The organism is Limnohabitans sp. WS1 (assembly GCF_003063265.1).
GTDB lineage: Bacteria > Pseudomonadota > Gammaproteobacteria > Burkholderiales > Burkholderiaceae_C > Limnohabitans_A.
Genome location: NZ_NERU01000001.1, coordinates 486,929 through 510,069, shown reverse-complemented (window position 1 = coordinate 510,069; position 23,141 = coordinate 486,929). Strand labels below are relative to the sequence as shown.

Below are 23,141 nucleotides of genomic sequence, written 5' to 3'. Positions count from 1 at the left end.
CGCATTTGAGCGGGGGTGACCTCGCATGAAACGGCATGTCGGTGCTGTGCTGGTTGTGCTCACCAGCTTGTTGGTGATCGACAGCCATGTGGACTGGGTCCAACAGGACGGCCGAGGCTTGCTGGAGGTGAATGGCTTGCGCTTCGATGTGCGTGGATGGGGGGCAGATCAGATGCTGCAATGGCGTCGTGATTGCACCGACGTTCGCGCCTTGTCAACAGAGGACCCCACCGCCCATGCGGTGCTGAAAGTGATCCGGCAACACAGCCCGCCCGACTCGCAAAGTGCACGCGCTTTGCAGTTGCAACAATGGGGGGAATGGACTGTGGCCGAGGTGGCCTTTGACACGCTCCACCCCAGTCTGGTGGTCTTGCGCCTGAAGGCCGGTCAGTGGCAGGTACAAGACCAAGCGGTGTGGAGCGGATCGACCGCCCCTTGGCACAGCGGTGACCTGGTGCGCCGCTACCTGCGCCAACAAGCGCCCGATCTGCCGTCTGAATTGCTCTCGTGTGTGACTGTCGATTCAACGCGTTACGGCACGGGGCCAAGCGGACTGGGACCGGGGCATTCCATCCAGAACAGCCAGCCATGACATACCGAGTGGTCTGGTTCAAACGCGACCTGCGCCTGCAAGACCATGCGGCGCTGGCGCATGCCGCCACGCAAGGGCCGGTGCTGTGCCTGTACATCGTCGAGCCGGGTCTGTGGGCGCAGCCCGATGCGGCTTTGCAGCACTTTGAATTCGTGCGCGAATCTTTATGTGAACTGCACCAAGAACTACAAGCACTGGGCGGCAGCTTGCAGGTGCGCGTGGGCCCTGCAGTGCAGGTGCTGGCGACCCTGCACGCACAAGCGCCGTTTGCCGAACTGGTGGCGCACCAAGAAACCGGCAACGCCTTCACCTACGAGCGCGATCTGCAGGTGGGCGCGTGGTGCCGCAGTGCGGGCGTGGGCTGGACCGAGTTCGCGCAATTTGGCGTGGTGCGACGTCTGAAAAGCCGCAACACCTGGCAAGCCCGCTGGGAAGCGCACATGGCCGCGCCGCAAGCGGTCTTGCCTGAGTTGCATTTTGTTGATGCGGCTGACCATTTTGGCCCCGAAGTGATGACACCGCCACCCGGCCTGCAGCACAACCCCGGCCAGCGCCAGCGCGGTGGGCGTCGCCTGGGTTTGGAGACCTTGCACAGCTTTCTGGATGTGCGGGCGCTGGGTTACCGAGGTGGCATCTCATCGCCGTTGAGTTCGCCCACCGCCTGTTCACGCATTTCGGCCTATTTGGCTTGGGGCTGCATCAGCATGCGCGAGGTCGTGCAGGCCACCCGCGCGGCGCTCGATACCTTGCCGCCGCAAGCGGGCAGGCACCGGGCGGGTCTGGTCGGTTTCATCAGCCGTTTGTATTGGCATTGCCACTTCATCCAAAAGCTCGAAAGCGAGCCCGAAATCGAATGGCGCAACATGCACCGGGGTTACGACGGCCTGCGCGAAGACGGCTGGAACGACGCGCACTTTGCGGCACTGACCTCGGCCCGCACGGGCTGGCCCATGGTGGACGCTTGTGTGGTCATGCTGCACCAGACCGGCTGGCTGAACTTTCGCATGCGGGCCATGCTGGTGTCGGTGGCAGCCTACCCGCTGTGGCTCGACTGGTGGCCCGTGGGCCATTGGCTGGCCACACAGTTTCTGGACTACGAACCCGGCATCCATTGGAGCCAGTTGCAAATGCAGTCGGGCACCACCGGCATCAACACCACGCGGGTTTACAACCCGATCAAACAAGCACAAGACCACGACCCCAAAGGCATCTTTGTGCGCCGCTGGCTGCCGCACATGCGCCGCGTGCCCGACACCTGGTTGTTTGAGCCCTGGCTGATGCCGCCCGAGGTGTTGCGCCACTGCGGCCTGACGGTGGGCAGCGGGCCAGACGCCGACATTCCCCTGCCGTTGGTGGATTTGGCCGAAGCCACACGCAACTCCAAAGCAGCGTTGCACGCCCGACGGGCCGAACCCGGTGTGAAAGCGGGCAAAAAAGCCATCGTCGAGAAGCACGCTTCACGCAAACATGGCAGCGGCGCTCAACGTGACGTGTTCACCCGAGACCGTGACAGCGATAGCCCCAAGACCATCCGCCGAAAAACGCGACCGTCTTCCGATACCAACACCCCACCCAGCAAGCAGCTGGGCTTTGATTTTTAAACGATGCGCACCACCCTTTTCTGGTTTCGAAACGACTTGCGCTTGCACGATCAACGTGCCCTTGTGCAAGCCATCAACTACGCCCAAGCCCATGGCCAAGCTCTTCTGTTGGTCTTTGTGCACGAACCCGTTCAAGACACACCCACCGCCTGGGGCTTTCGCCGCATGGGCGCACACCGCAGGCGCTTTTTGGCCGACACGCTGCAAGACCTGCAAAACGGGCTGAAGGCTTTGGGCCAACGCCTGGTGTTGCTGCATGGCCCTGTGGCCGAGGTGCTGCCCGCCTGCGCCCGCACCGTGCAAGCCGACACTGTGTTTTGTGAAAACATCGCCGCGCCAGAAGAAGAAGCCCAAGTGCAAGCGCTGATCAACGTGGGCCTCACCGTCAAAACGCTGTGGCAGTCCAGCCTGATCGAACCCGACGCCCTGCCCTTTGCGGCCGAAGACATGCCGCAGGTCTTCACCGAGTTTCGCCAGCGCATCGAATCGGCGCGGCTACAGCCCTTGGCACCGCTGCCTGCGCCCGCCCAGCTGCCTGCGCCTCCGAGTGACAACATGACCGCCTTGCCCGGCTGGACCGACAACCCCTTCACGCTGCTGCAAGCCGACAACGAGGGCGACGCGCACCCACGCTCGAATTTCCCCTACACACAAGCCGTATGCCGGGGCGGCGAAGCCAGCGCCTTGGCCCACCTGCAAAGCTACCTCACCCCGCCATGGCCCGACCGCTACAAACAAACCCGCAACGCTCTGCAAGGCCAGCACACCAGCAGCCACTGGTCACCTTGGCTGGCCACAGGCGCGGTGTCGGCCCGCCGCATTTGGGCGGAACTCCATGCCTACGAAAAGCAGCACGGCAGCAACGACGGCACCTATTGGTTGTGGTTTGAGCTGCTGTGGCGCGACAACTTCCGCATGTTGCACCTGCAACATGGCCGACTACTCTATGCGGCACGGGGTTTGTCGAAGCTGCCCCAACCCTCGCACTTCCCCAAAGACTTTGCACGCTGGTGCAACGGCCAAACGGGCGAGCCTATCGTGGACGCGGGCATGCGCGAGTTGGAGGCCACGGGCTTCACCTCCAACCGCATGCGCCAAATCGTGGCCAGCTTTCTGGTGCACGACCTGTCTTGCGACTGGCGTGCGGGCGCGGCCTGGTTCGAATCGCAATTGGTGGACTTTGACGTGTGCAGCAACCAAGGCAACTGGTTGTACGTGAGCGGCCGAGGCACCGACCCGCGTGTGGGCAGACGCTTCAATCCTGCCAAACAAACCCAGGACCACGACGCGCAAGGGCGCTATCGTCAAGTCTGGCTCTAAAACTTGTCGGGGCTGAAGCCGCCGACCTACAAAAGCCACGTCCCTGTAGGTCGGCAGCTTCAGCTCCGACATGGCCCGCTCCAGCGCAATGACATGTCGGGGCTGAAGCCGCCGACCTACAAAAGCCACGTCTCTGTAGGTCGGCACCTTCAGGTCCGACGCTTTGGGTTTCGATGCAGCAACATCGATAATCCCCAACATGTACGGAATTCAATCTTGGGGAGACACCCTTCGCCTGCTGGTCGAGCTGTCGGCCACCGCCGCCTTTGCCCTCTCGGGCCTGATGGAAGCGGCGCGTAAACGGCTGGACGCGGTGGGCGTGTGTGTGGTCGCTTTTTTGGCGGCATTTGGCGGCGGCACACTGCGCGACTTGCTGCTGGACCAACGCCCTTTCTTCTGGGTGCAACACACCGAAATGCTTTGGGGTGTGTTGGCCCTGTGTGTACTCGCCATGGCCTTCATGCGCCAGCGCCACTTTGAAGTCACCGAAAAAGCCATCCTCTGGCCTGACGCACTGGGCCTGGGCCTGTTCACCGCCACCGGCGTACACCAAGCGCTGCAGGCGCTCATGCCCCCAGTGGTGGCCGTGCTCATGGGCCTGATCACCGGCGTGTTTGGCGGCGTGCTGCGCGACATGGTGTGCAACGAAATCCCTACCGCCTTCAAAGACCACCGCCCCTACGCAGTCTGCGCCTTTGCGGGCGGCTGGACTTATGTGGGTTTGTGGTTCACCGACGCGCCCGGGTGGGTGGCTTTGCTGGGCTGCCTGGTGGTCACGGTGGGTTTGCGCGCGCTGGGGCTTTGGCGCAACTGGCAACTGCCGGCTTGGCGGGCTTAAACCGTTTTACACCCAAGGTGCTCAACACAATCCAGCGTGTGCCGCCGCCCTTTGACAACACCCACTGTGCACTCTGAAACACGGCTCAAGGCCGAAATGACAAAGCACAAGGCTTGGTAGATCAAGATTTTGTGTCCAAGGTTTCCGGACCTGCGTAGATCGAGCCCCCCACGCGCAAAGCAGAATGTTCACGCTTGGACTGCAACACCGGGTAAAGCATCTGGTGGTACCAACGCTCTTGCCCAAACAACTTGTCGTCGATCAATCCAACACGCGCAGGGTATTGGCGTGTGATGTGGGCGCTGCCAAAAATGATGTCCCACAAAAACAGCAAGTTGCCAAAGTTGCCTTTGTAATGACCCACACCGTCTTCATTGGTGATGGCGTGGTGTGCCCAATGCGTGGCCGGGGTCGAAATGGTGCGCTCCAACACCCACATGAGGGGATGCAGGGCCCGCACCCGGTACAGCGGCTCGTCCCAACGCCACGCGCAGTGCGCACCTAAGATGACCAGCAACTTGACCGCGATGTAAAGCGCATACACCATGCCGCCAAAACCCAAATACAGCAAAGCACCGGCAGCCCACAAACCCGGCATCATCAGGTAATAGAAAAAGTTGTTGCGGAATGTCACGCGGATGCTCATGTACTCGGCCGAGTGGTGCGCCCGGTGCAAAGGCCACAACAAAGGCGAATGCGACAAACGGTGCCACCAGTACTGCGTCATGTCATCGGCCACCAACAAAATACCGACCATGCCCCACCAAGGCAAATCAGCCAAAGCGTTTTTGTAGTCTGGAAACCAAGCGTGCCCCAGCTTGGACGTGACAAAAATCGCCAAGGGCTGGGTGATCGCCAGCACGCTCAGGAACATGAACACCTCCAGCTTGGTGTCGTTGCCCGTGGCGGTCACCGTATTTTTGTAACGTCGGCTCACATATTCCATCGTTGCAAAACCCATGATGGTGCACAGCACCAAGATGTTTTGCCATTGCGTTGCGGTCATTCCCTGTCTCCGTTTTTCTCAAATCCCAAACACCCAGCCACTCTCACATGGCGACATCGAAGATACCCATGCCAAGCTGCCCTTACCATGGGTGTATTCCCTTTGTTCAGGAACAACGCTGAACAATCCCATTGAAGTACGGGTCTTTGGGGCGACAAGCTTCTATACAAACAAGCGCATGGGCATGGGCATGCCCAGACTCAGTCCGATAATCCGAGCCATGATGAAACACCACAGACCGATTGAAGGCTCACCCACCACGAGACACTGCCCATGCTGAGTGGCATCCTGTTTTCCTTGGCCGCTGGTCTCATGTGGGGTTTGGTGTTTGTGGGGCCACTCATGCTGCCCGACTACCCCGCCGCACTGCACACCTTTGGCCGGTATCTGGCCTTTGGCCTGATCGCGCTGCCCTTGGCATTCATGGACCGCACCGAAATCCGGCGTCTGACACGCAGCGACTGGTTGGCGGCCCTCAAACTGGCGGCCATTGGCAACGTCTTGTATTACCTGTTTTTGGCCAGCGCCATCCAGCGTGCGGGCGGTGCCTTGCCCACCATGATCATCGGCACACTGCCGGTGGTGATCGCCGTTGCGGCCAACCTGCTCAACCACCAGCGCGACGGCCGTTTTCCTTGGCTCAAGTTGGCGTCACCGCTGGCCCTCATCTTGTTGGGCATCGCCTGCGTCAACCATGTGGAATGGACCGCACTGGTGCAAAACCCGGCAGCCGACACCACGCGCTACATCACCGGGGCCGCACTGGCCGTGGGGGCGGTGGTCTGCTGGACCTGGTACCCGCTTCAAAACGCCGATTGGCTGCGTGGCCACCCCGATCGCAATCCACGCGTGTGGGCCACAGCACAAGGCATGGCCACCTTGCCACTGGCTTTGCTGGGCTATGCCGCGTTTTGGCTCTGGACCCTCGCCACAAACGACCCCATGCCCATGCCACTGGGCCCACGCCCCCTCGAATTCATCGGCCTCATGATGGCCATCGGCCTGTTCGCCTCCTGGCTGGGCACCTTGTGCTGGAACGCCGCCAGCCAACGATTGCCCACCGCACTGGCCGGGCAGCTCATTGTGTTTGAAACCCTGGCCGCGCTCAGCTACGCGTTTATGCTGCGCGGCCAATGGCCCGAGCCCGTCACACTGGCGGGCATTGCGCTGCTGGTGGCGGGGGTGATCGGCGGGGTGCGGGTCAAGGCGATTTGATTCGTTTTTCGAATATTTGTCATTTATTCAATTTGCGGGTATATTGCTTTTATTCGCTTTACGGATACAAATGCCATGCCGCATACCCTCGTCACCCCCATACAAATGGGGCAAATTCTCAAAACCGCCCGCAAAACCAGCCAACTCAGCCAAACCAAACTGGCGTCCCGGGTGGGGCTAAGTCAAAGCCGCATTTCTGCTTTTGAGCAACAGCCCGAGAACATCGGTCTGGGGCAGCTGCTGTCTGTGCTCAATGTCCTGGGTCTGGAGCTCACCATTCAACCGCGTCAGAACACCGCACCGCAAGCCCAGCTTGCGCGGGACAGCGACGCGCCGGAGTGGTGACATGGGTCGGCCCGCCCAGACCCAGGCACTGTCCATCTGGACGAACGGCGTGCGCGTGGGCACTTGGCGCATGGGTGGCCGCGCCGGCATGTCCTTGCAATACGACACCGACTGGATGCGTGCCCCCGCTGGCAGGCCGCTTTCACTGTCGTTGCCCTTTGGCATGGACAACAGCCCGCTCAAGGGTCCAGCGGTCGCGCATTTTTTTGACAACCTGCTGCCCGACAACGAGGCCATCCGCCGTCGGCTGGCGACACGGTTCAAAACCGCCTCGACCGATGCGTTTGATTTGCTGCGCGCCATCGGCCGCGACTGCGTGGGTGCTGTGCAATTGCTGGGAGAGGACGAAACGCCACACAACGTGACCCAAATCGAAGGCACCCGCATGAGCGAGTCCGACGTTGAACAACACCTGCTGCGCGTGGTCAACCCCTCCGGGGCTTTGGGCAGCCCCAACAGCGATGACGATCTGCGCATCTCCTTGGCTGGCGCACAGGAAAAAACAGCGCTGCTCTGGCATCAAGGCCAGTGGATGCGACCCCAAGGCACCACACCCACCACCCACATCCTCAAAATGCCACTGGGCTTGGTCGGCAACCAGAAAGTGGACCTAAGCAGCTCGGTCGACAACGAATGGCTGTGCCTGACGCTGCTGCGTGAATTCGGTCTGCCCGTGGCACGTTGCGCCGTTCTCAGCTTTGGCACGCAACGCGTGTTGGCCGTCGAGCGCTTTGACCGGCAACTGCATTCATCCGGTCAATGGTGGATGCGGCTGCCGCAAGAAGATTTTTGTCAGGCCCTAGGCCTGCCATCGCACCTCAAATACGAAGCCGATGGTGGCCCTGGTGTGCGAGACATTGCCCAAGTCCTGATGCGCTCAACACAAGCCCAGACCGATTTGCGCCACTTCATGAAAAGCCAGATTTTGTTCTGGCTGCTGGCCGCACCCGATGGCCACGCCAAAAACTTCAGCATCCAGATCTTGCCGCAAGGCCAATTTAAACTGGCTCCGCTGTACGACGTCATGTCCATCTGGCCCATTGAAGGACCCGGCCCCCAACAATGGTCCCTGCACAAGCTCAAATTGGCCATGGCTTTTTTGGGAAAAAACAAGCATTACCTGCACAAAGAAGTGCAGCCACGCCACTTGGTCAGCACCGCCAAAATCTGCGGCCTCCAAGCCGATGTGGACGCCATGATCGAAGAAATCGTGACCCAAGCACCGCAAGCCATCGCCAACACCCAAGCCCAACTGCCACACGGGTTCAAGGCAGCCGTACTTGATAAAACCTTGGCGGGCTTGCAAGCCACTTTGGCCAGACTTGGCTAAAGGCGGGCACCAAAAACGAGCGGTGCCCGTGGACTATGGCCTGCGTTCTACATCTGGGCCACACGCGCCCGTGCCGCATGCAGTTTTTTGTAGCTGTCAAGCAAGCGCTGGTGGCGGTCCAAGCCCTCCAGCTGCAAGTTGGTGGGCGTGAGGCCATGAAAGCGCACGCTACCGTCCACACAGCCAGTGGCCGCATCCATGCGCTCGTTGCCAAACATGCGCCGGAAGTTGACGGCGTAATCTGCCAAATCCAACTCCTCGTCCAGCGTGACTTCCAGCACCACGTTCAGGGCTTGGTAAAACAAGCGGCGCTCTACGGTGTTGTCGTTGTATTGCAAGAAAGCGCCCACCAGCTCGTGGGCTTCTTCCAGCTGCTGCAACGCCAAGTGAATCAAGAGCTTGAGCTCCATCACCGTCAACTGGCCCCACACCGTGTTGTCGTCAAACTCGATGCCGATCAGGGTAGCGATGTCGAGGTAATCGTCGAGCTCGTTGTTCTCCAAGCGGTCGAGTAAGGCCTCCAAGGCTTCGTCATCCAAGCGGTGCAGATTCAGCACATCCGCGCGGAACAACAGCGCTTTGTTGGTGTTGTCCCAAATCAGGTCGTCGACCGGGTACACCTCGGAATAGCCCGGCACCAAGATGCGGCAGGCGGTGGCACCGAGTTGGTCGTGCACCGTGACATAGGCTTCTTTGCCCATGGCCTGCAAGATGCCGAACAGCGTGGCGGCTTCTTGGGCAGTGGCGTCCTCGCCCTGCGCAGAAAAGTCCCACTCCACAAAATCGTGATCGGCCTGTGCGCTGAAAAACCGCCACGACACGATGCCGCTGGAGTCAATGAAGTGCTCCACAAAGTTGTTGGGCTCGGTCACGGCGTTGGTGATGAAGGTGGGCGCGGGCAAGTCGTTCAGACCTTCAAAACTGCGGCCCTGCAGCAGCTCGGTCAGGCTGCGCTCCAGCGCCACCTCCAAACGCGGGTGTGCGCCAAACGACGCGAACACACCGCCCGTGCGCGGATTCATCAGGGTCACGCACATCACCGGGTACACCCCGCCCAGCGATGCGTCTTTGACCAAGACTGGAAAGCCCTGGGCTTCCAAAGCCTCGATGCCGGCCACGATGCCGGGGTACTTGGCGAGCACGTCCTGCGGCACATCGGGCAAGGCCATTTCGCCTTCCAGGATCTCGCGCTTCACGGCCCGCTCAAAAATTTCTGACAGGCACTGCACCTGCGCTTCGACCAGCGTGTTGCCCGCGCTCATGCCGTTGCTCACAAACAGGTTTTCCACCAGGTTGGACGGGAAGTACACCACCTCACCATCGGACTGGCGCACATAGGGCAGCGCACAAATGCCGCGCGAGGGGTTGCCCGAGTTGGTATCAAACAGGTGCGAGGCCTTGAGCTCGCCGTCGGGGTTGTAAATGGCCAAGCAATGCTTGTCCAACAAGCCTTTGGGCAGCGCGTCGCGCTTGCCAGGTTGGAACCAACGCTCGCGGGGGTCGTGCACGAAGTCGGCCTGCGCCAGGTCTTCGCCAAAAAACACGCCCGCGTAAAAGTGGTTGTTGTTCAGGCGCTCGATGTATTCACCCAAGGCTGAGGCCAAGGCGCTCTCTTTGCTCGAACCCTTGCCGTTGGTGAAACACATGGGCGAATGCGCGTCGCGGATGTGCAGCGACCACACATTGGGCACCAGGTTGCGCCACGACGCGATCTCGATCTTGATGCCCAAATTGGCCAACACCGCCGTCATGTTGGCGATGGTCTGCTCCAGCGGCAAGTCCTTGCCCGCAATCAAGGTCTGCGACTGCGCATCGGGGCTCAGGGAGAGCAAGGCCTGCGCGTCGGCGTCGAGGTTGTCCACCGCCTCAACAATGAACGTGGGGCCCGCTTGAATCGCCTTTTTGACCGTGCAACGGTCGATGGAACGCAAGATGCCTTGGCGGTCTTTGTCGGACATGTCAGCCGGCAACTCCACCTGGATCTTGATGGTCTGCAGGTAGCGGTTGTCGGGGTCCACGATGTTGTTTTGCGACAGGCGGATGTGCTCGGTAGAGATGCCCCGCGTCTCGCAATACAGCTTCACAAAATACGCCGCACACAAAGCCGAAGACGCCAAAAAATAATCAAACGGCCCCGGTGCCGAGCCATCGCCCTTGTAGCGAATCGGCTGATCGGCCAGCACAGTGAAGTCGTCAAACTTGGCCTCCAAGCGCAGTTTGTCGAGAAAGTTGACTTTAATTTCCATGCACAGCTTCCAAAAAAACAAACGCCCACAACGGGGCGAATGGTGTGTGATATGCCCAAGCCAAGACGACTGGCCCGGCGCAGGGGCCTCACCCCCAGAGCTTTTTAACCCGCGCGTCCCGCCCGCAACTCAAGCGATAGTAGCTGTAGCGCAGCTCGTTCTTCTTGTAGTAGTCCTGGTGGTACTCCTCGGCCAAATAAAACACTGAGCTGGGGGCCAGCTCAGTGTGAATGATGCTGAACCGGCCGCTGCGGATCAAGTCGTCACGGCTGGCTTCGGCGATGGCGCGTTCGGCCTCATTTTGCCAATAGATCCCGCTGCGGTATTGCGGGCCTACATCACAAAACTGCTGGTCTTTGACGGTCGGGTCGATGTGCCGCCAAAAATAGTCGACCAACTGCGCATAACCGACTTGGCTCGGGTCGTACAGCACCCGCACCGCCTCGGTGTGACCCGTGTGGCCGGCGCTGACTTGTTCGTAGGTGGGCTGGGGCGTTTGGCCGGCGGTGTAGCCCGACTCAACGGCCACCACACCGGCCAGTTTTTCAAAGTCGGCCTCGATGCACCAGAAACAACCACCGGCAAACAGGGCGTAAGCCATGGGCTTGCCGTTGACCACGGGCGCGGCCACCACCTCGGTGGGCGTGGTCTGGGCCGCAGGGGCTTGGCCCGCGCTGGAAGACTGGCTGGGCGTGCAAGCCGTCAACAAGAACGCGGCAGCGGCACATGCCATGGCCAAGCAACGCAGGGGCCTCGAAACAGTCATGCGGTTCATGCTCATGTCCTCAATTCGGGAAGAGTTTGGCCTTCGGGCACAAACGCCAAAGCCACACCGTTGTTGCAAAAGCGCTTGCCCGTGGGTTTGGGCCCGTCATCAAACACATGCCCGTGGTGACCGCCACAGCGCGAACAGTGGTATTCGGTGCGCGGGTAGATGAGCTTGAAATCAGTGGTGGTGCCCAAAGCACCCGGCAAGGCTTGGAAAAAACTGGGCCAACCCGTGCCGCTCTCGTATTTGTGGGCCGAGCTGAACAAGGGCAAGTTGCAGGCCACACACACAAAAGTCCCGGGCCGCTTCTCGGCATTGAGTGGGCTGCTGCCCGCGCGCTCGGTGCCGTGCTCAAACAGCACCGCATACGCAGCTGGCGCAAGCAACTTGCGCCACTCGGCTTTGGTTTTCTTCAGTGGAAAAGCCGCTGCTACAGCGCCCAAGGGCACGGTGGCACTGGCCAGCCAGGCCGAGATGGTTTTGATCATGTGGCGTCGTTTCATGGGAGTGACCTGGTGGGTTGCTGAAACACGGGGCTTCATGACCCAATTCGTTAAAGAAGGCCAAAAGTTACAGGGTTATCAGCATTGGCTGGTGGATTGTCACGTTTTTTGAAGCCGGAAGCTCAGCAGCCCGAATGCGGGGTATGGCCGCCCCCTAAAATGCAAACCTATGTTTGAGCAAACCTTTAAGAATATCGATGACATCCTGCACAAAGACGCGGGGTGCACCAGCGAGCTGGACTACACCGAGCAATCCAGTTGGCTGCTGTTTTTAAAGTACCTCGACGCCCTCGAAGCCGACAAGGCCACCGAGGCGGTGCTGGAGGGGCGTGACTACCAGTTCATCTTGAGCGAGCCATACCGCTGGGCCGCATGGGCTGCGCCCAAAGCTGCCGACGGCAAGATCGACCACAACGCCGCCATGACGGGCGACGACCTCAAAGGCTTTGTCAACGGCAAACTGTTCCCGTATCTGGCGGGATTCAAGCAACGCGCCAGCGGGCCGCAGACCATCGAATACAAAATCGGTGAAGTCTTTGGCGAGATCACCAACAAAATCCAAAGCGGCTACAACCTGCGCGACGTGATCGACCGCATCGAAGAGCTGCGCTTTTGCAGCCAGGCGCAAAAGCACGAGCTGTCGCACCTGTACGAAGCCAAGATCAAAAACATGGGCAACGCCGGGCGCAACGGCGGCGAATACTACACACCGCGCCCACTGATCCGCGCCATGATCGAGGTGATGCAGCCCCAAATTGGCGAACGCATTTACGACGCAGCCTGCGGCTCGGCGGGCTTTTTGTGCGAAGCCTTTGCGTACCTCAGCCCCAAAGCCACCAAGGCCGACGACCTGGACACGCTGCAAAAGCGCACCTTCTACGGCAAAGAGAAAAAGAGCCTCGCCTACGTGATCGGCATCATGAACATGATCCTGCACGGCATCGAAGCGCCCAACATCGTGCACACCAACACGCTGGGCGAAAACATCAACGACATTCAAGAGCGTGACCGCTACGACGTGATTTTGGCCAACCCGCCCTTTGGCGGCAAAGAGCGCAAAGAGGTGCAGCAAAACTTCCCCATCAAAACCGGGGAAACCGCCTTCTTGTTCATGCAGCACTTCATCAAAAGCCTGCGAGCCGGGGGCCGTGCGGCGGTGGTCATCAAAAACACATTCCTCAGCAACACTGACAACGCCAGCGTGGCCCTGCGCAAACAGCTGCTGACCGACTGCAACCTGCACACCGTGCTGGACTGCCCCGGCGGCACTTTTCAGGGCGCGGGTGTGAAAACCGTGGTGCTGTTCTTCACCAAAGGCGAACCGACAAGCAAGACCTGGTTCTACCAACTGGACCCCGGCCGCAACATGGGCAAAACCAACCCGCTGAACGACGCGGACTTGGTGGAGTTTGTGCAGCTGCAAAAGGCGCAAGCCGACTCGCCCAAAAGCTGGAGCGTGGCCGCAGGCAGCGTGAACCTGGACACGTTTGACCTGTCGGTGAAAAACCCGAATGGCGGCGAAGAAGTGGTGCACCGCAGCCCGGCAGACATTCTGGATGAGATTGCGGCGCTGGATGCCGAAGCGGCAGCGGTATTGGGGAGTATTCGGGGGTTGTTGGCGTGAAGGCGGGTTGGAAAACCACCCCTTTTGAAGACTGCATTGAGCCAGTCACCTACACCACAAAAATTCAACGTAAGGATTTTTTGAGTGAGGGCACATTTCCTATCGTTTCCCAAGAAGACGACCTCATCAACGGAAGATGGGAAAACGATGCGGACTTATTTAAAGTCGAACGGCCACTTGTTCTTTTTGGTGACCACACTCGGTCATTCAAATATGTAGATTTCGACTTCGTTCTTGGTGCGGATGGCGTCAAGATACTCAAGCCAAAAGCCTTTTTGCATCCTCGCTACTTTTATTTTCAGCTTCAAACTGCAAAGCTCGAATCTCTTGGGTACGCAAGACACTACCGATTACTCAAGGAACATAGCGTTATCTATCCTGACTTTGCGGAACAACGCCGCATCGTCACCCTCCTCGACGAAGCCTTTGCCGACATCGCCACCGCCAAAGCCAACACCGAAAAGAACCTCCAAAACGCCCGCGAGCTTTTTGACAATACGCTGCAATCACTGGTTGACTGCACATCATGCGGTAGAACCAAACAGTCAATGGCTGATGTGTGCGACATCACCTCTAAATTGGTTGATCCAAGAGAAAATCAATATTTAGATCTGCCCCACGTAGGCGCTGGAAACATCGAAACCAAAACCAGCGCACTGGTTGATGTCAAAACTGCTCGTGAAGAAAATCTGATTTCTGGCAAGTTCTTGTTCGACGAATCAATGGTTCTGTACAGCAAGATTCGGCCCTACTTGATGAAAGTGGTTCGTCCAGATTTCAATGGACTTTGCAGTGCAGATATTTATCCATTGGCTCCCAAGCCGGGCGTCATCAACCGTGACTATCTTTACTACCTGCTACTGGCTCCAGCCTTTACCGAGTATGCAATCAAGGGTTCGGCCCGTGCGGGAATGCCTAAAGTCAATCGAGAGCACTTGTTCGCCTATCAGGTCGCATTACCTTCGGTGCAAGAGCAAACGCGCATTTCAGAAAATTTGGATGAGATCGCAACCGAGACTACTCGCCTCGAATCCATCTACCGCCAAAAACTCACAGCCCTCGACGACCTCAAAAAATCCCTGCTGCACCAAGCCTTCAGCGGGCAGTTGACGCAGTAGGTGCAAATTTAAGCACACTGTCACCCGCAGAAAATCCACGCTGTCCAAATAAATTAGGATGACGACCATGGCCAAAAGCAATTTGTTAAAGACCCAAGACGTCACCTTTCTGGACTTGATTGGTAACGGCAAGAAATACCGTGTACCTTCGTTTCAACGCGACTACGCTTGGGAAGAGGAACAGTGGGAAGACCTGTGGAACGACATTCAGGAGTTGCTGAATGCGCCACGAAGCTTCCATTACATGGGCGCTTTGGTGGTCGAGGCCGTCACGGACCGTGAATTCCAGATCATTGACGGCCAGCAACGTGTTGCGACACTGAGTGTGTTGGCCTTAGCGGTGATCGACCGTCTCTTGAATTTACCCGGTGATGAAGCCACAAACACAGCCAATGCCGAACGAGCGGCTGAGCTGCGCCAACTGTTCATAGGCCGGAAAGACCCCGCGTCTCTGATGCAAAGCAGCAAGCTGTTCCTCAACGATACCGATGATGGGTTTTATCAAGACTATCTGGTTCAACTGCGCAAGCCAAACAACCCGCGTGGACTGCCAAAGTCCAATCGGATGCTGTGGCAATGTTTTGGTTGGTTCCAAAAGCGGCTTGCAGACTCCGGATTGGAGGGTGAGGCCCTTGCTCGCATGCTGTCTGACACGGTTGCGCGGCAACTGCTTTTCATCCTGATCACGGTCGAAGATGACATCAGCGCTTACACCGTGTTCGAAACACTCAATGCCCGAGGGCTGGAGTTGTCGTCTACCGATCTGCTGAAAAACTACTTGTTCTCCCGCGTACCAGTTCGTAGCGATTTGGAAGCGTTGCAGCGCCGGTGGCGTCACATGATCGGTACCATTAAGCACGAGCGCTTTCCAGACTTTTTGCGTTACCACTTGCTGTGCCAGTCTCCACAGATTCGCAAACAACGCCTGTTCAAGAAGGTGCGCGAAGAGGTCAAAACATCGGCAGATGTGTTTGCCCTGATGGATGCACTGGAGCAACGCGCAGACCTGTTCGCTGCCATGGACGACACTGCGCACGAGTTTTGGCTGGACCGCCCAGCTGCCAAGCCCTATGTGCGGGACTTGCAGTTGTTTGGCGTGCGCCAGCACATGCCCTTGGTGTTTGCCGCTTGGGAGCGAATGAGCGCGGACGACTTCACCCGCGTTCTCAAGCTGCTGTGCGTGCTGTCGGTGCGCTACACCGTGATTGGCAGCCTGAACACCAACGAGCTGGAACCTGTCTATCACCGGGCCGCCAAGGCCTTGCTGGATGGGGCTGTCCGCACGCCTGCAGAAGTGTTTGCGCAGCTGCGCAGCGTGTACGTGGACGATGAAAAATTTGTCCGCGACTTTTCGCATAAAGAGATGGACACCACCGGTCGACGCAAGAAAGTGGTCAAGTACCTGCTGTGCGAACTGGAAAGCGACGCATCGGGCAAGCATCACGATTGGGAAAGCGACACCGGCACCATCGAGCACATCCTGCCCGAGAACCCCTCTGCGCAATGGGACGAACCCTTCAACCCGGATCGCCAGAAAGACTTCATCTACCGTTTGGGCAACCTGATGCTGCTGGAGCCAACCATCAACCGCCAATGCCAAAACGGCAGTTTTGAAGACAAACGAACCGAGTACGGGCGAAGTAGTTATGCCACCGCCAACGCGTTGGGGCTAAGCGATCAGGCCGATTGGTCACCCGCCACCCTGGCACTGCGCCAAGAACGCATGGCCCAGCGGGCAGCGCATGTGTGGCGCTCGGACTTTATTTGAGTGTTTGTGACTCACCCGCGAGTCACAAACCCATTTGCGGCTCATCCCACTGGCTTTTTTGAGACACAAATTTCTTGATTGGGTTTTGATCAACTCCCATCCCATTGACTCCTGGAAAATTGATTTTTCATAGAAATCAATAACTTGGGACACTCTTAAACACCCAAATTTTCTTAACTGGGTTTTGATTACCCCACCAAAATCACTGCCCTCGACGCCTTCAGACACCCCCTGCTGCACCAAGCCTTCAGCGGACAGCTTTGAACACGGCGTCTCTGGGGTCAAACTTTATTGTTGATTTAACTACAGTGATGTATATTCGACAACATCGTTGTCAATTCAACATCAAACCATGAACGAAGCCCAGCTCATCGAGGTTTTTGGCGGTCAAGCCCGATTCAAAGTGCTGCAAGCACTGTTTGCCGAACCGGGTCGGGGCTTTGGTCCGCGTGAGCTGGCTGCAGCCTCAAGCATCGACCCCGGCAACACGGCGCGGCTGCTCAAGCGCTGGACAGAGGCGGGCCTGGTACAGCGCCGCCAGCAAGATGGCCTGCCCCGGTATTACGCCAGTACAGACCCGCAGCTGTCACCACTGGTGACCCTCATGCAGCAAGACAGCGCGCTGGTGCGTACGCTGCGTGAAACCCTTGAGACGCTGGATGGGATCGAACTGGCCTTGGTGTTTGGCTCAGTGGCCCGGGGCCAAGCCACCGCCAACAGCGATGTCGACGTGCTGATTCTGGGTGCAGCTTCTGAACTCAAGGTCAACGCCGCACTCAGGCCTGCAGGTCGTCAGTTGGGCAGAAAAGTGCACGCCACTGCGTGTACGATAGAAGCATTCAAAAAACAGGTGCTAGACCGTGAAAGCTTTGTACAAGAGGTCGCCCAAAGCCCTCGCATTCCGCTGATTGGACATTTTGATGCTGCGATCTTTTCAGCGCCTGGCCAGTGAGCCAGATGCCCCCGTCAAACAGCAAGCGACCAACGCCAAGGACGCAGTGGCCTGGCTCCAGAGTGCGCAGGTCAAGTTGACGGATGCTCAACAAACCAGCGTGTCATCCGGCACCCGCATGGACGCGGACGGATGGCTTCAACCATGAACGAAGCCGAAACCTGCGCCGAATACATCGACCCCGGTCGGAGCGACTGCGAAACGCGCGCAACATGCAGCTATCGGTTGGGCGCCCCTATAGAGGATGTCCTCCATATGGTCCAAATCATCACAAGCATTTGAGGACTGGTTCATGAACATTGCAGCAGCGCACTTCGACGGCAAAGACATTCGCCGTGTTTATGACGAAGCCAGTGAGACTTGGTGGTTCTCGGTGGTGGACGTCGTGCAGGTTCTGACTGATAGCAGCAACGCTCGTCGCTACTGGTCGGATCTCAAGCGCAAACTGGCAAAAGAAGCGGGTTCCGAGCAACTGTACGAGAAAATCGTACAGTTGAAATTGGCCTCAACAGACGGCCGTTTGCGTGAAACAGACTGTGCAGAAGTCACTACGCTGCTTCGCTTGGTGCAGTCCATCCCTAGCCCCAAGGCTGAGCCCATAAAGCTCTGGCTGGCCAAGGTGGGCTACGAGCGCATGCTGGAAATGGCCGACCCCGCCCTGTCCCTCAACCGCGCCCGCGAGACGTGGCAACAGCATGGCCGCAGCGACAAGTGGATTCAGCAGCGCATGACGGGACAGGAAACCCGCAACAAACTGACCGACTATTGGCGCGAACACGATGTAAAAAGCGGCGACGAATTCGCTTTTCTCACCAACATCATTCACCAAGAGTGGTCGGGCGTGAGTGTGAAAGAGCACAAGAACATCAAGGGCCTGAAAACCCACAACCTGCGCGACCACATGAGTGAGGCCGAGCTGATCTTCACAGCCTTGGCTGAACTCTCAACCCGACAAGTGGCGGAAACGCAGCAAGCCACGGGCTTACAAGAGAACAAAGGGGCTGCAGTGGTGGGTGGGCGCATTGCCAAACAGGCACGCCAACAGCTGGAGCAGAAAACAGGCCGGTCTGTGGTGACAGGCGACAACTATCTGGCTCCACCTACCAAGCGCAAAGCCATTGCTGCCAAAAAGAAGTCAAGCAAATGAACGAAGCCGAAACCCGCGCCGAACACATCGACCCCGCCCTGGCCGCCGCAGGCTGGGGCCAGGTGGATGGCAGCCGCATCTTGCGGGAGCACAACATCACGGCGGGTCGCCTGCAGGGCGCGGGCAAGCGGGCGCGGGCCGACATTGCCGACTATGTGCTGGTCTACCGCAACACCAAGCTGGCGGTGATCGAGGCCAAGGCCTGGGCCAAGCCGCTGACCGAGGGGGTGGGCCAGGCCAAGAGCTACGCGGCCAAGCTGGCCATTCGCCACACCTACGCCACCAACGGCCAGGGCATTTACGGCATCGACATGCAAACAGGGGCTGAAGCGCAGGTAGCCCGCTACCCCACGCCTGACGAACTGTGGGACATGGCCTTTGGCGAGAGCGAAGCGCAAACGGCCGCCTGGCGCAAACGTTTTGCCGCCGTGCCGCTCGAAGACAAAGGCGGCACCTGGATGGGCCGCTATTACCAGGAGAGCGCCATCACCCGCGTGCTGGAGGCGGTGGCCAATGGCAAAGACCGTGTGCTGCTGACGCTGGCCACAGGCACGGGCAAAACCTTCATCGCGTTTCAGCTGGCGTGGAAGCTGTTTCACAGCCGCTGGAATTTGAAGGACTGGAAAGACGGCCTTTCTGCCGATGCCTCGCCCAGCCGCCGCCCGCGCATTTTGTTTTTGGCAGACCGCAACATCCTGGCCGATCAGGCGTTCACCGCGTTCTCGCCCTTCCCCGAAGATGCGGTGGTGCGCATCGACCCTAGCGACATCAAGAAGAAAGGCCGCGTGCCCAAGAACGGCAGCGTGTTCTTCACGATCTTCCAGACCTTCATGAGCGGGCCGGGGGAGACCCCCTACTTTGGCGAATACCCACCGGACTTTTTTGACTTCATCATCATCGACGAGTGCCACCGGGGCGGCGCCAACGACGAAGGCAGCTGGCGGGCGATTCTGGAGTACTTCAGCCCCGCCGTGCAGCTGGGCCTGACGGCCACGCCCAAGCGCACGATCAACGCCGACACCTATGGCTATTTTGGTGACCCGGTTTACACCTACTCGCTCAAGGACGGCATCAACGATGGCTTTTTGACACCGTTTCGCGTCAAGCAAATCGTGACCACGCTGGACGATTACGTCTACACCGCCGACGACATGGTGATGGACGGCGAAGTGCAGCAAGGCAAGCGTTACGAAGAAAAAGACTTCAACCGCAGCATCGAGATCAAAGAGCGCGAGGCCTATCGCGTCAAGCTGTTCATGGACAGCATCGACCAGCGCGAAAAGACCCTCGTGTTTTGCGCCACCCAGCAGCACGCCCTGCTGGTGCGCGACCTGATCAACCAGATCAAGACCAGCCCCGCACCCGACTACTGCGTGCGCGTGACGGCCAACGACGGCAAGCTGGGCGAGCAGCACCTGAGCCAGTTTCAGGACAACGAAAAAGCACTGCCCACCATCCTGACCACGTCGCAAAAACTCTCCACAGGCGTGGACGCCCGCAATGTGCGCAACATCGTGCTGATGCGGCCCGTCAATTCGATGATCGAGTTCAAGCAAATCATCGGGCGCGGCACCCGCCTGTATGACGGCAAAGACTACTTCACGATCTATGACTTTGTGAAGGCGCACCACCTGTTCAGCGACCCGGAATGGGATGGCGAACCCGTGGAGCCCGAGCCACCCGCCGAAAAGCCTTTGCCGCCAAGCTGGCAACCGCAAGACCCGACCGAGCCACCCAAAGCGAGCATGCCGGGCGAAGAGCGCCCGGCCAAGCTGGTGGTCAAACTGGCCGACGGCAAAACCCGCACCATCCAGCACATCACGTCCACCAGTTATTGGGGCCCAGACGGCAAGCCGCTGTCACCCGCGCAGTTTTTGGAAAGCCTGTTCGGTGCCCTACCCGAATTCTTCAAAAACGAAGACGAACTGCGCACCCTGTGGGCCGACCCGACCACACGCAAAGCGCTGCTGAACGGCCTAGCCGACAAAGGCTTTGGCCGCGACCCGCTGCGCGAAATGCAACGCATCATCGAAGCCGAAAAAAGCGACCTCTTCGACGTGCTGGCCTACGTGGCCTTTGCCCTGCCCACCGAGACACGCGCCACCCGCGCGAATCGAGCCAAGGCCCACAACGCGGTGACGTATGGGGAAAAGCAACAAGCCTTTCTGGCCTTTGTGCTGGAGCAATACGTGACCCAAGGCGTAGACCAACTCGACGCCGACAAACTCACCCCGCTGCTCAAGCTGCGCTACAACGCGCTGAATGACGCGATGGCGGAATTGGGGGATGCGGTGCAGGTCAGGCAGGCGTTTGTGGGGATGCAGCGGTATTTGTATTCGAATTAAATCACAAATTAAAATTAAGGAAAATAAATTGAAAAAAGGTATTATTTTACAACCTGCAAAAATTGACTTTAACTCACAAACCAATTCAACAACAATTACAGGTGGAATTGATCAGCACGAATTAAGAAAATCATTACTGTACTGGGATGAAATTGTCATCTCAAGAAATAATAAATACCATATTGATTCAACAGATCTGCGTCTTTTGTTAGATCAAAATATTGCTTCGGAAGTATTTATAAATCTGCCTTCAGATAATTTAAATATATACAAAGATAACTTAACAACACAACTTCTCGCCTATCAAAAACTTCAAGAAATTCAAGAAAAAACTTGGACAATAGGCCAATTCGCCCCTAACCAATTGACATCAATTAGCAATAGCATTATAGAAAAAAATATACTAGAAATAAATTTAGTAAATTCTTTACCATGCCCACCCAACGACACGCCATTATGCGATATTTTAGAATTTAAATATAAACATGGAAAACTAATTCAACTTCTTCAGTATGAGATTGAAGACTATGTTGACGATATATCAAATTCCTCCAACCCTGAAAGAAAAGAAGATAGAAAAATTAAGGAAATACAAAAAATAATTACTGATATTCAACGAGCGACGGACAGAAGTTGGATTGAAAATATTATTCCATCTTTTAAAATTGGCACATTATTATCAGACTTACCAAGAATAGGATTGGCATTTAATGGTGGTTTTACTTTTGCTAAAAAATTTGGTTTTGACGATTTTATTTCATCTATTTCAGGAATAGGTGCAGCAATGTACGTGGCACCAAAAAAATCAAAAGCCATAAAATCAGAAAAATTCAAAGCTTTTGAATCGTTGTTTTATACGGAGAATAATTTTCCAGGTTCTTTGAAAAATATAAATCAAGAAAATAATTCCAAAATAACATTCATCAATGAACACATTATTCCCGATTGGAATCAACCCCGAAATTCTTCGTGCTGGTGTGCAAGTGGTAAGCGATTTAAAGAATGCCACGGAATTTTAATATGAAATAAACACAAAAAATATAAAAATTCCATCGAAAAAATTTAATGATCTAACTACCCTCAAACCTTTTCCCTCCGATTGATAGATACTCACCAGCTGCTGTATCTTGCTTCAGCGATTTAAAATATCTGCTTTTCCTGCTTGCCGAATAATTTCTTTCGAAGCGCTTTGAACTTGAGCCAGTGACCTTTGAAAACGAGCCCATTCATTCTCATCACTCAAATAGATGCCCGCTGATCTTCGATGATCACTAATGCGTGTTATCTCAAGCTCAAGCTTCTCCCCCTTTTTCCGCCAAGTGTCGGTTGTAAAGGGTGGGTTTCGTTTAATAAATGATCTTCCATAAGATTCAGACAAACCTTCCCCAAGAGTGAAGGCCTCAGCCAAATCCAAGTCTTCAACTCTTGCAGCAAGTCGAACAAGCCTCCCATCCCAAAAAAACATTTTCAATGGCTCAGGATTGCTAAGACCCCCAATGCTCGCTATGGCAACAGAACATGAATTACCCTTGTAGATAATTTTTCGTTGATCCGCTATTTTCCGTATGGCCGCATGGTCCTCGACTTCAGCACCCTCGCAAGCTTGCTCTGGCGTCATCCCAATAGACTTGCCCTTGATGGAAAACTCAGTGTTCTGAGCAAAAGACAAAAGGGGCAAAAGTGCCAGGACAATCGCTAAATTTTGTAAATATTTAAACATTTTTATTCTATAAATTAGTTTTTATAGCCACTATAGACTAATGCAAAGCATTCTAAAAAACAAGCTTTTTCCTCGCCGACGACGAGTTGACCAGATTTCGGAAGCCGCGCCGATCATCCGGGATGCGACACCTAAGAAATCAATGGTTCAACTACCCCCATGCCTTCTCCAGACGCTTGATGCTCGCCAGCTGCGGGGTGCGCAGTTTTTCCACGAAGAAGCTCACGCACAGCTCTTCCAGTAGCCAGCGAAAACCCAAGCTTGCGGGCATCTTGCGCGCCTTCGCGTTGTGCCCCTCAACCAGCAATAGATCAAATCAACCCGCTTCCAAAATGGCTTCGGGCTACTTCAAGGCAATGCGCAGCAATGTGCGCGCCGCGCCTGATGGCTCTCGGAGGCCCTGCTCCCACTCTTGCAGGGTACGAACGGAAACGCCCAGCAATTGGGCAAAGGCGGATTTGGAAACGCCCAGTTTCAGGCGTGCCTCGGTCGCGGCAGTCACAGCCACTTGCGTGACACGGCCTTCGCCACGTTTGGCCTGCCGAATGGACTCCAACAAATCCTTTTCAAATTCCGTCATTTCCGCGTCGACAGATGCTGAGATTTTGGACATGGTTCATTCCTCATAAAGTTGCGCAAGGCTACGCAAAAAAGCAGGGGGGACAGAGTGTCGTGCTCAGCCTTGGCATAGACCGTCAACAA

22 protein-coding genes are annotated in these 23,141 nt (G+C 56.9%); 15 read left to right on the top strand and 7 right to left on the bottom strand.

Annotation, left to right across the window (positions count from 1 at the left end):
• Positions 1-25 precede the first annotated feature (25 nt).
• The 4 genes from B9Z48_RS02425 (at position 26) to B9Z48_RS02410 (ending at position 4,351) form a co-directional block, all read left to right on the top strand.
• Entirely contained in the window at positions 26-592 is a 567-nt protein-coding gene (locus B9Z48_RS02425; protein WP_108377017.1) for a hypothetical protein, read from the top strand.
• Positions 589-2,193: an FAD-binding domain-containing protein gene (locus tag B9Z48_RS02420; protein ID WP_108377016.1), complete on the top strand. Its 1,605-nt coding sequence runs from the start codon at positions 589-591 to the stop codon at positions 2,191-2,193. The genes B9Z48_RS02425 and B9Z48_RS02420 overlap by 4 nt, the downstream gene beginning before the upstream one ends.
• A gap of 3 nt (positions 2,194-2,196) precedes the next feature.
• The gene (locus tag B9Z48_RS02415) at positions 2,197-3,513 is read left to right on the top strand and encodes a DASH family cryptochrome (RefSeq protein WP_108377015.1); all 1,317 of its coding nucleotides are present in this window, start codon (positions 2,197-2,199) and stop codon (positions 3,511-3,513) included.
• Positions 3,514-3,712: 199 nt separating this feature from the next.
• Positions 3,713-4,351 carry a trimeric intracellular cation channel family protein gene (locus tag B9Z48_RS02410; protein ID WP_108377014.1) on the top strand — a complete coding sequence of 213 codons (639 nt, stop codon included), beginning with the start codon at positions 3,713-3,715 and terminating at the stop codon, positions 4,349-4,351.
• A gap of 121 nt (positions 4,352-4,472) precedes the next feature.
• On the opposite strand, the gene B9Z48_RS02405 is transcribed toward B9Z48_RS02410, so the two are convergent.
• The gene (locus B9Z48_RS02405) at positions 4,473-5,357 is read right to left on the bottom strand and encodes a sterol desaturase family protein (RefSeq protein ID WP_108377013.1); all 885 of its coding nucleotides are present in this window, start codon (positions 5,355-5,357) and stop codon (positions 4,473-4,475) included.
• A 273-nt stretch (positions 5,358-5,630) separates the two neighbouring features.
• Here B9Z48_RS02405 and B9Z48_RS02400 point away from each other — a divergent pair, with 273 nt between their 5' ends.
• The 3 genes from B9Z48_RS02400 (at position 5,631) to B9Z48_RS02390 (ending at position 8,247) form a co-directional block, all read left to right on the top strand.
• Entirely contained in the window at positions 5,631-6,572 is a 942-nt protein-coding gene (locus B9Z48_RS02400) for a DMT family transporter (RefSeq protein WP_108377012.1), read from the top strand.
• Positions 6,573-6,647: 75 nt separating this feature from the next.
• Entirely contained in the window at positions 6,648-6,917 is a 270-nt protein-coding gene (locus tag B9Z48_RS02395; RefSeq protein ID WP_089952782.1) for a helix-turn-helix domain-containing protein, read from the top strand.
• A gap of 1 nt (position 6,918) precedes the next feature.
• On the top strand, positions 6,919-8,247 hold the full coding sequence (locus tag B9Z48_RS02390; RefSeq protein WP_108377011.1) for a type II toxin-antitoxin system HipA family toxin: 1,329 nt from the start codon (positions 6,919-6,921) through the stop codon (positions 8,245-8,247).
• 47 nt (positions 8,248-8,294) lie between these two features.
• Here B9Z48_RS02390 and B9Z48_RS02385 read toward each other — a convergent pair whose 3' ends face one another.
• The 3 genes from B9Z48_RS02385 to msrB form a co-directional block, all read right to left on the bottom strand.
• A complete protein-coding gene (locus tag B9Z48_RS02385) occupies positions 8,295-10,493 on the bottom strand; it encodes an OsmC domain/YcaO domain-containing protein (RefSeq protein WP_108377010.1) in 2,199 nt (732 codons plus the stop codon).
• An 88-nt stretch (positions 10,494-10,581) separates the two neighbouring features.
• On the bottom strand, positions 10,582-11,268 hold the full coding sequence (gene msrA / locus B9Z48_RS02380; RefSeq protein WP_233260996.1) for a peptide-methionine (S)-S-oxide reductase MsrA: 687 nt from the start codon (positions 11,266-11,268) through the stop codon (positions 10,582-10,584).
• A gap of 2 nt (positions 11,269-11,270) precedes the next feature.
• The gene (gene msrB, locus B9Z48_RS02375) at positions 11,271-11,765 is read right to left on the bottom strand and encodes a peptide-methionine (R)-S-oxide reductase MsrB (protein ID WP_108377009.1); all 495 of its coding nucleotides are present in this window, start codon (positions 11,763-11,765) and stop codon (positions 11,271-11,273) included.
• Positions 11,766-11,934: 169 nt separating this feature from the next.
• Between msrB and B9Z48_RS02370 the strand changes: the two genes are divergently transcribed.
• The 8 genes from B9Z48_RS02370 to B9Z48_RS02335 all read left to right on the top strand — a co-directional run bounded on the left by B9Z48_RS02370 (position 11,935) and on the right by B9Z48_RS02335 (position 21,743).
• A complete protein-coding gene (locus B9Z48_RS02370) occupies positions 11,935-13,389 on the top strand; it encodes an N-6 DNA methylase (protein ID WP_108377008.1) in 1,455 nt (484 codons plus the stop codon).
• Positions 13,386-14,507: a restriction endonuclease subunit S gene (locus B9Z48_RS02365; protein WP_108377007.1), complete on the top strand. Its 1,122-nt coding sequence runs from the start codon at positions 13,386-13,388 to the stop codon at positions 14,505-14,507. The genes B9Z48_RS02370 and B9Z48_RS02365 overlap by 4 nt, the downstream gene beginning before the upstream one ends.
• Positions 14,508-14,574: 67 nt before the next feature.
• Positions 14,575-16,275, top strand: a complete 1,701-nt coding sequence (locus tag B9Z48_RS02360) for a DUF262 domain-containing protein (protein WP_108377185.1) — start codon at positions 14,575-14,577, stop codon at positions 16,273-16,275.
• 352 nt (positions 16,276-16,627) lie between these two features.
• Positions 16,628-17,227: a nucleotidyltransferase domain-containing protein gene (locus tag B9Z48_RS02355; protein ID WP_108377006.1), complete on the top strand. Its 600-nt coding sequence runs from the start codon at positions 16,628-16,630 to the stop codon at positions 17,225-17,227.
• Entirely contained in the window at positions 17,196-17,375 is a 180-nt protein-coding gene (locus B9Z48_RS02350) for a hypothetical protein (protein ID WP_089952795.1), read from the top strand. Before B9Z48_RS02355 ends, B9Z48_RS02350 begins: the two co-directional genes overlap by 32 nt.
• Positions 17,376-17,519: 144 nt before the next feature.
• Positions 17,520-18,374 (top strand): Bro-N domain-containing protein, encoded by an 855-nt coding sequence (locus tag B9Z48_RS02345; RefSeq protein ID WP_108377005.1) that lies wholly within the window; start codon positions 17,520-17,522, stop codon positions 18,372-18,374.
• Positions 18,371-20,719 (top strand): EcoAI/FtnUII family type I restriction enzme subunit R, encoded by a 2,349-nt coding sequence (gene hsdR, locus B9Z48_RS02340; protein WP_108377004.1) that lies wholly within the window; start codon positions 18,371-18,373, stop codon positions 20,717-20,719. Before B9Z48_RS02345 ends, hsdR begins: the two co-directional genes overlap by 4 nt.
• Before the next feature lie 28 nt (positions 20,720-20,747).
• Positions 20,748-21,743 carry a DUF6236 family protein gene (locus B9Z48_RS02335; RefSeq protein ID WP_158273193.1) on the top strand — a complete coding sequence of 332 codons (996 nt, stop codon included), beginning with the start codon at positions 20,748-20,750 and terminating at the stop codon, positions 21,741-21,743.
• A gap of 108 nt (positions 21,744-21,851) precedes the next feature.
• On the opposite strand, the gene B9Z48_RS02330 is transcribed toward B9Z48_RS02335, so the two are convergent.
• From B9Z48_RS02330 to B9Z48_RS02320, 3 genes are all read right to left on the bottom strand, one after another.
• Positions 21,852-22,439, bottom strand: coding sequence for a hypothetical protein (locus tag B9Z48_RS02330; RefSeq protein ID WP_108377002.1), 588 nt, complete (start codon positions 22,437-22,439; stop codon positions 21,852-21,854).
• A 151-nt stretch (positions 22,440-22,590) separates the two neighbouring features.
• Positions 22,591-22,746, bottom strand: coding sequence for a DUF3418 domain-containing protein (locus tag B9Z48_RS02325; protein WP_108377001.1), 156 nt, complete (start codon positions 22,744-22,746; stop codon positions 22,591-22,593).
• 36 nt (positions 22,747-22,782) lie between these two features.
• Positions 22,783-23,052, bottom strand: a complete 270-nt coding sequence (locus tag B9Z48_RS02320) for a DNA-binding transcriptional regulator (protein WP_108377000.1) — start codon at positions 23,050-23,052, stop codon at positions 22,783-22,785.
• Positions 23,053-23,141 lie beyond the last annotated feature (89 nt).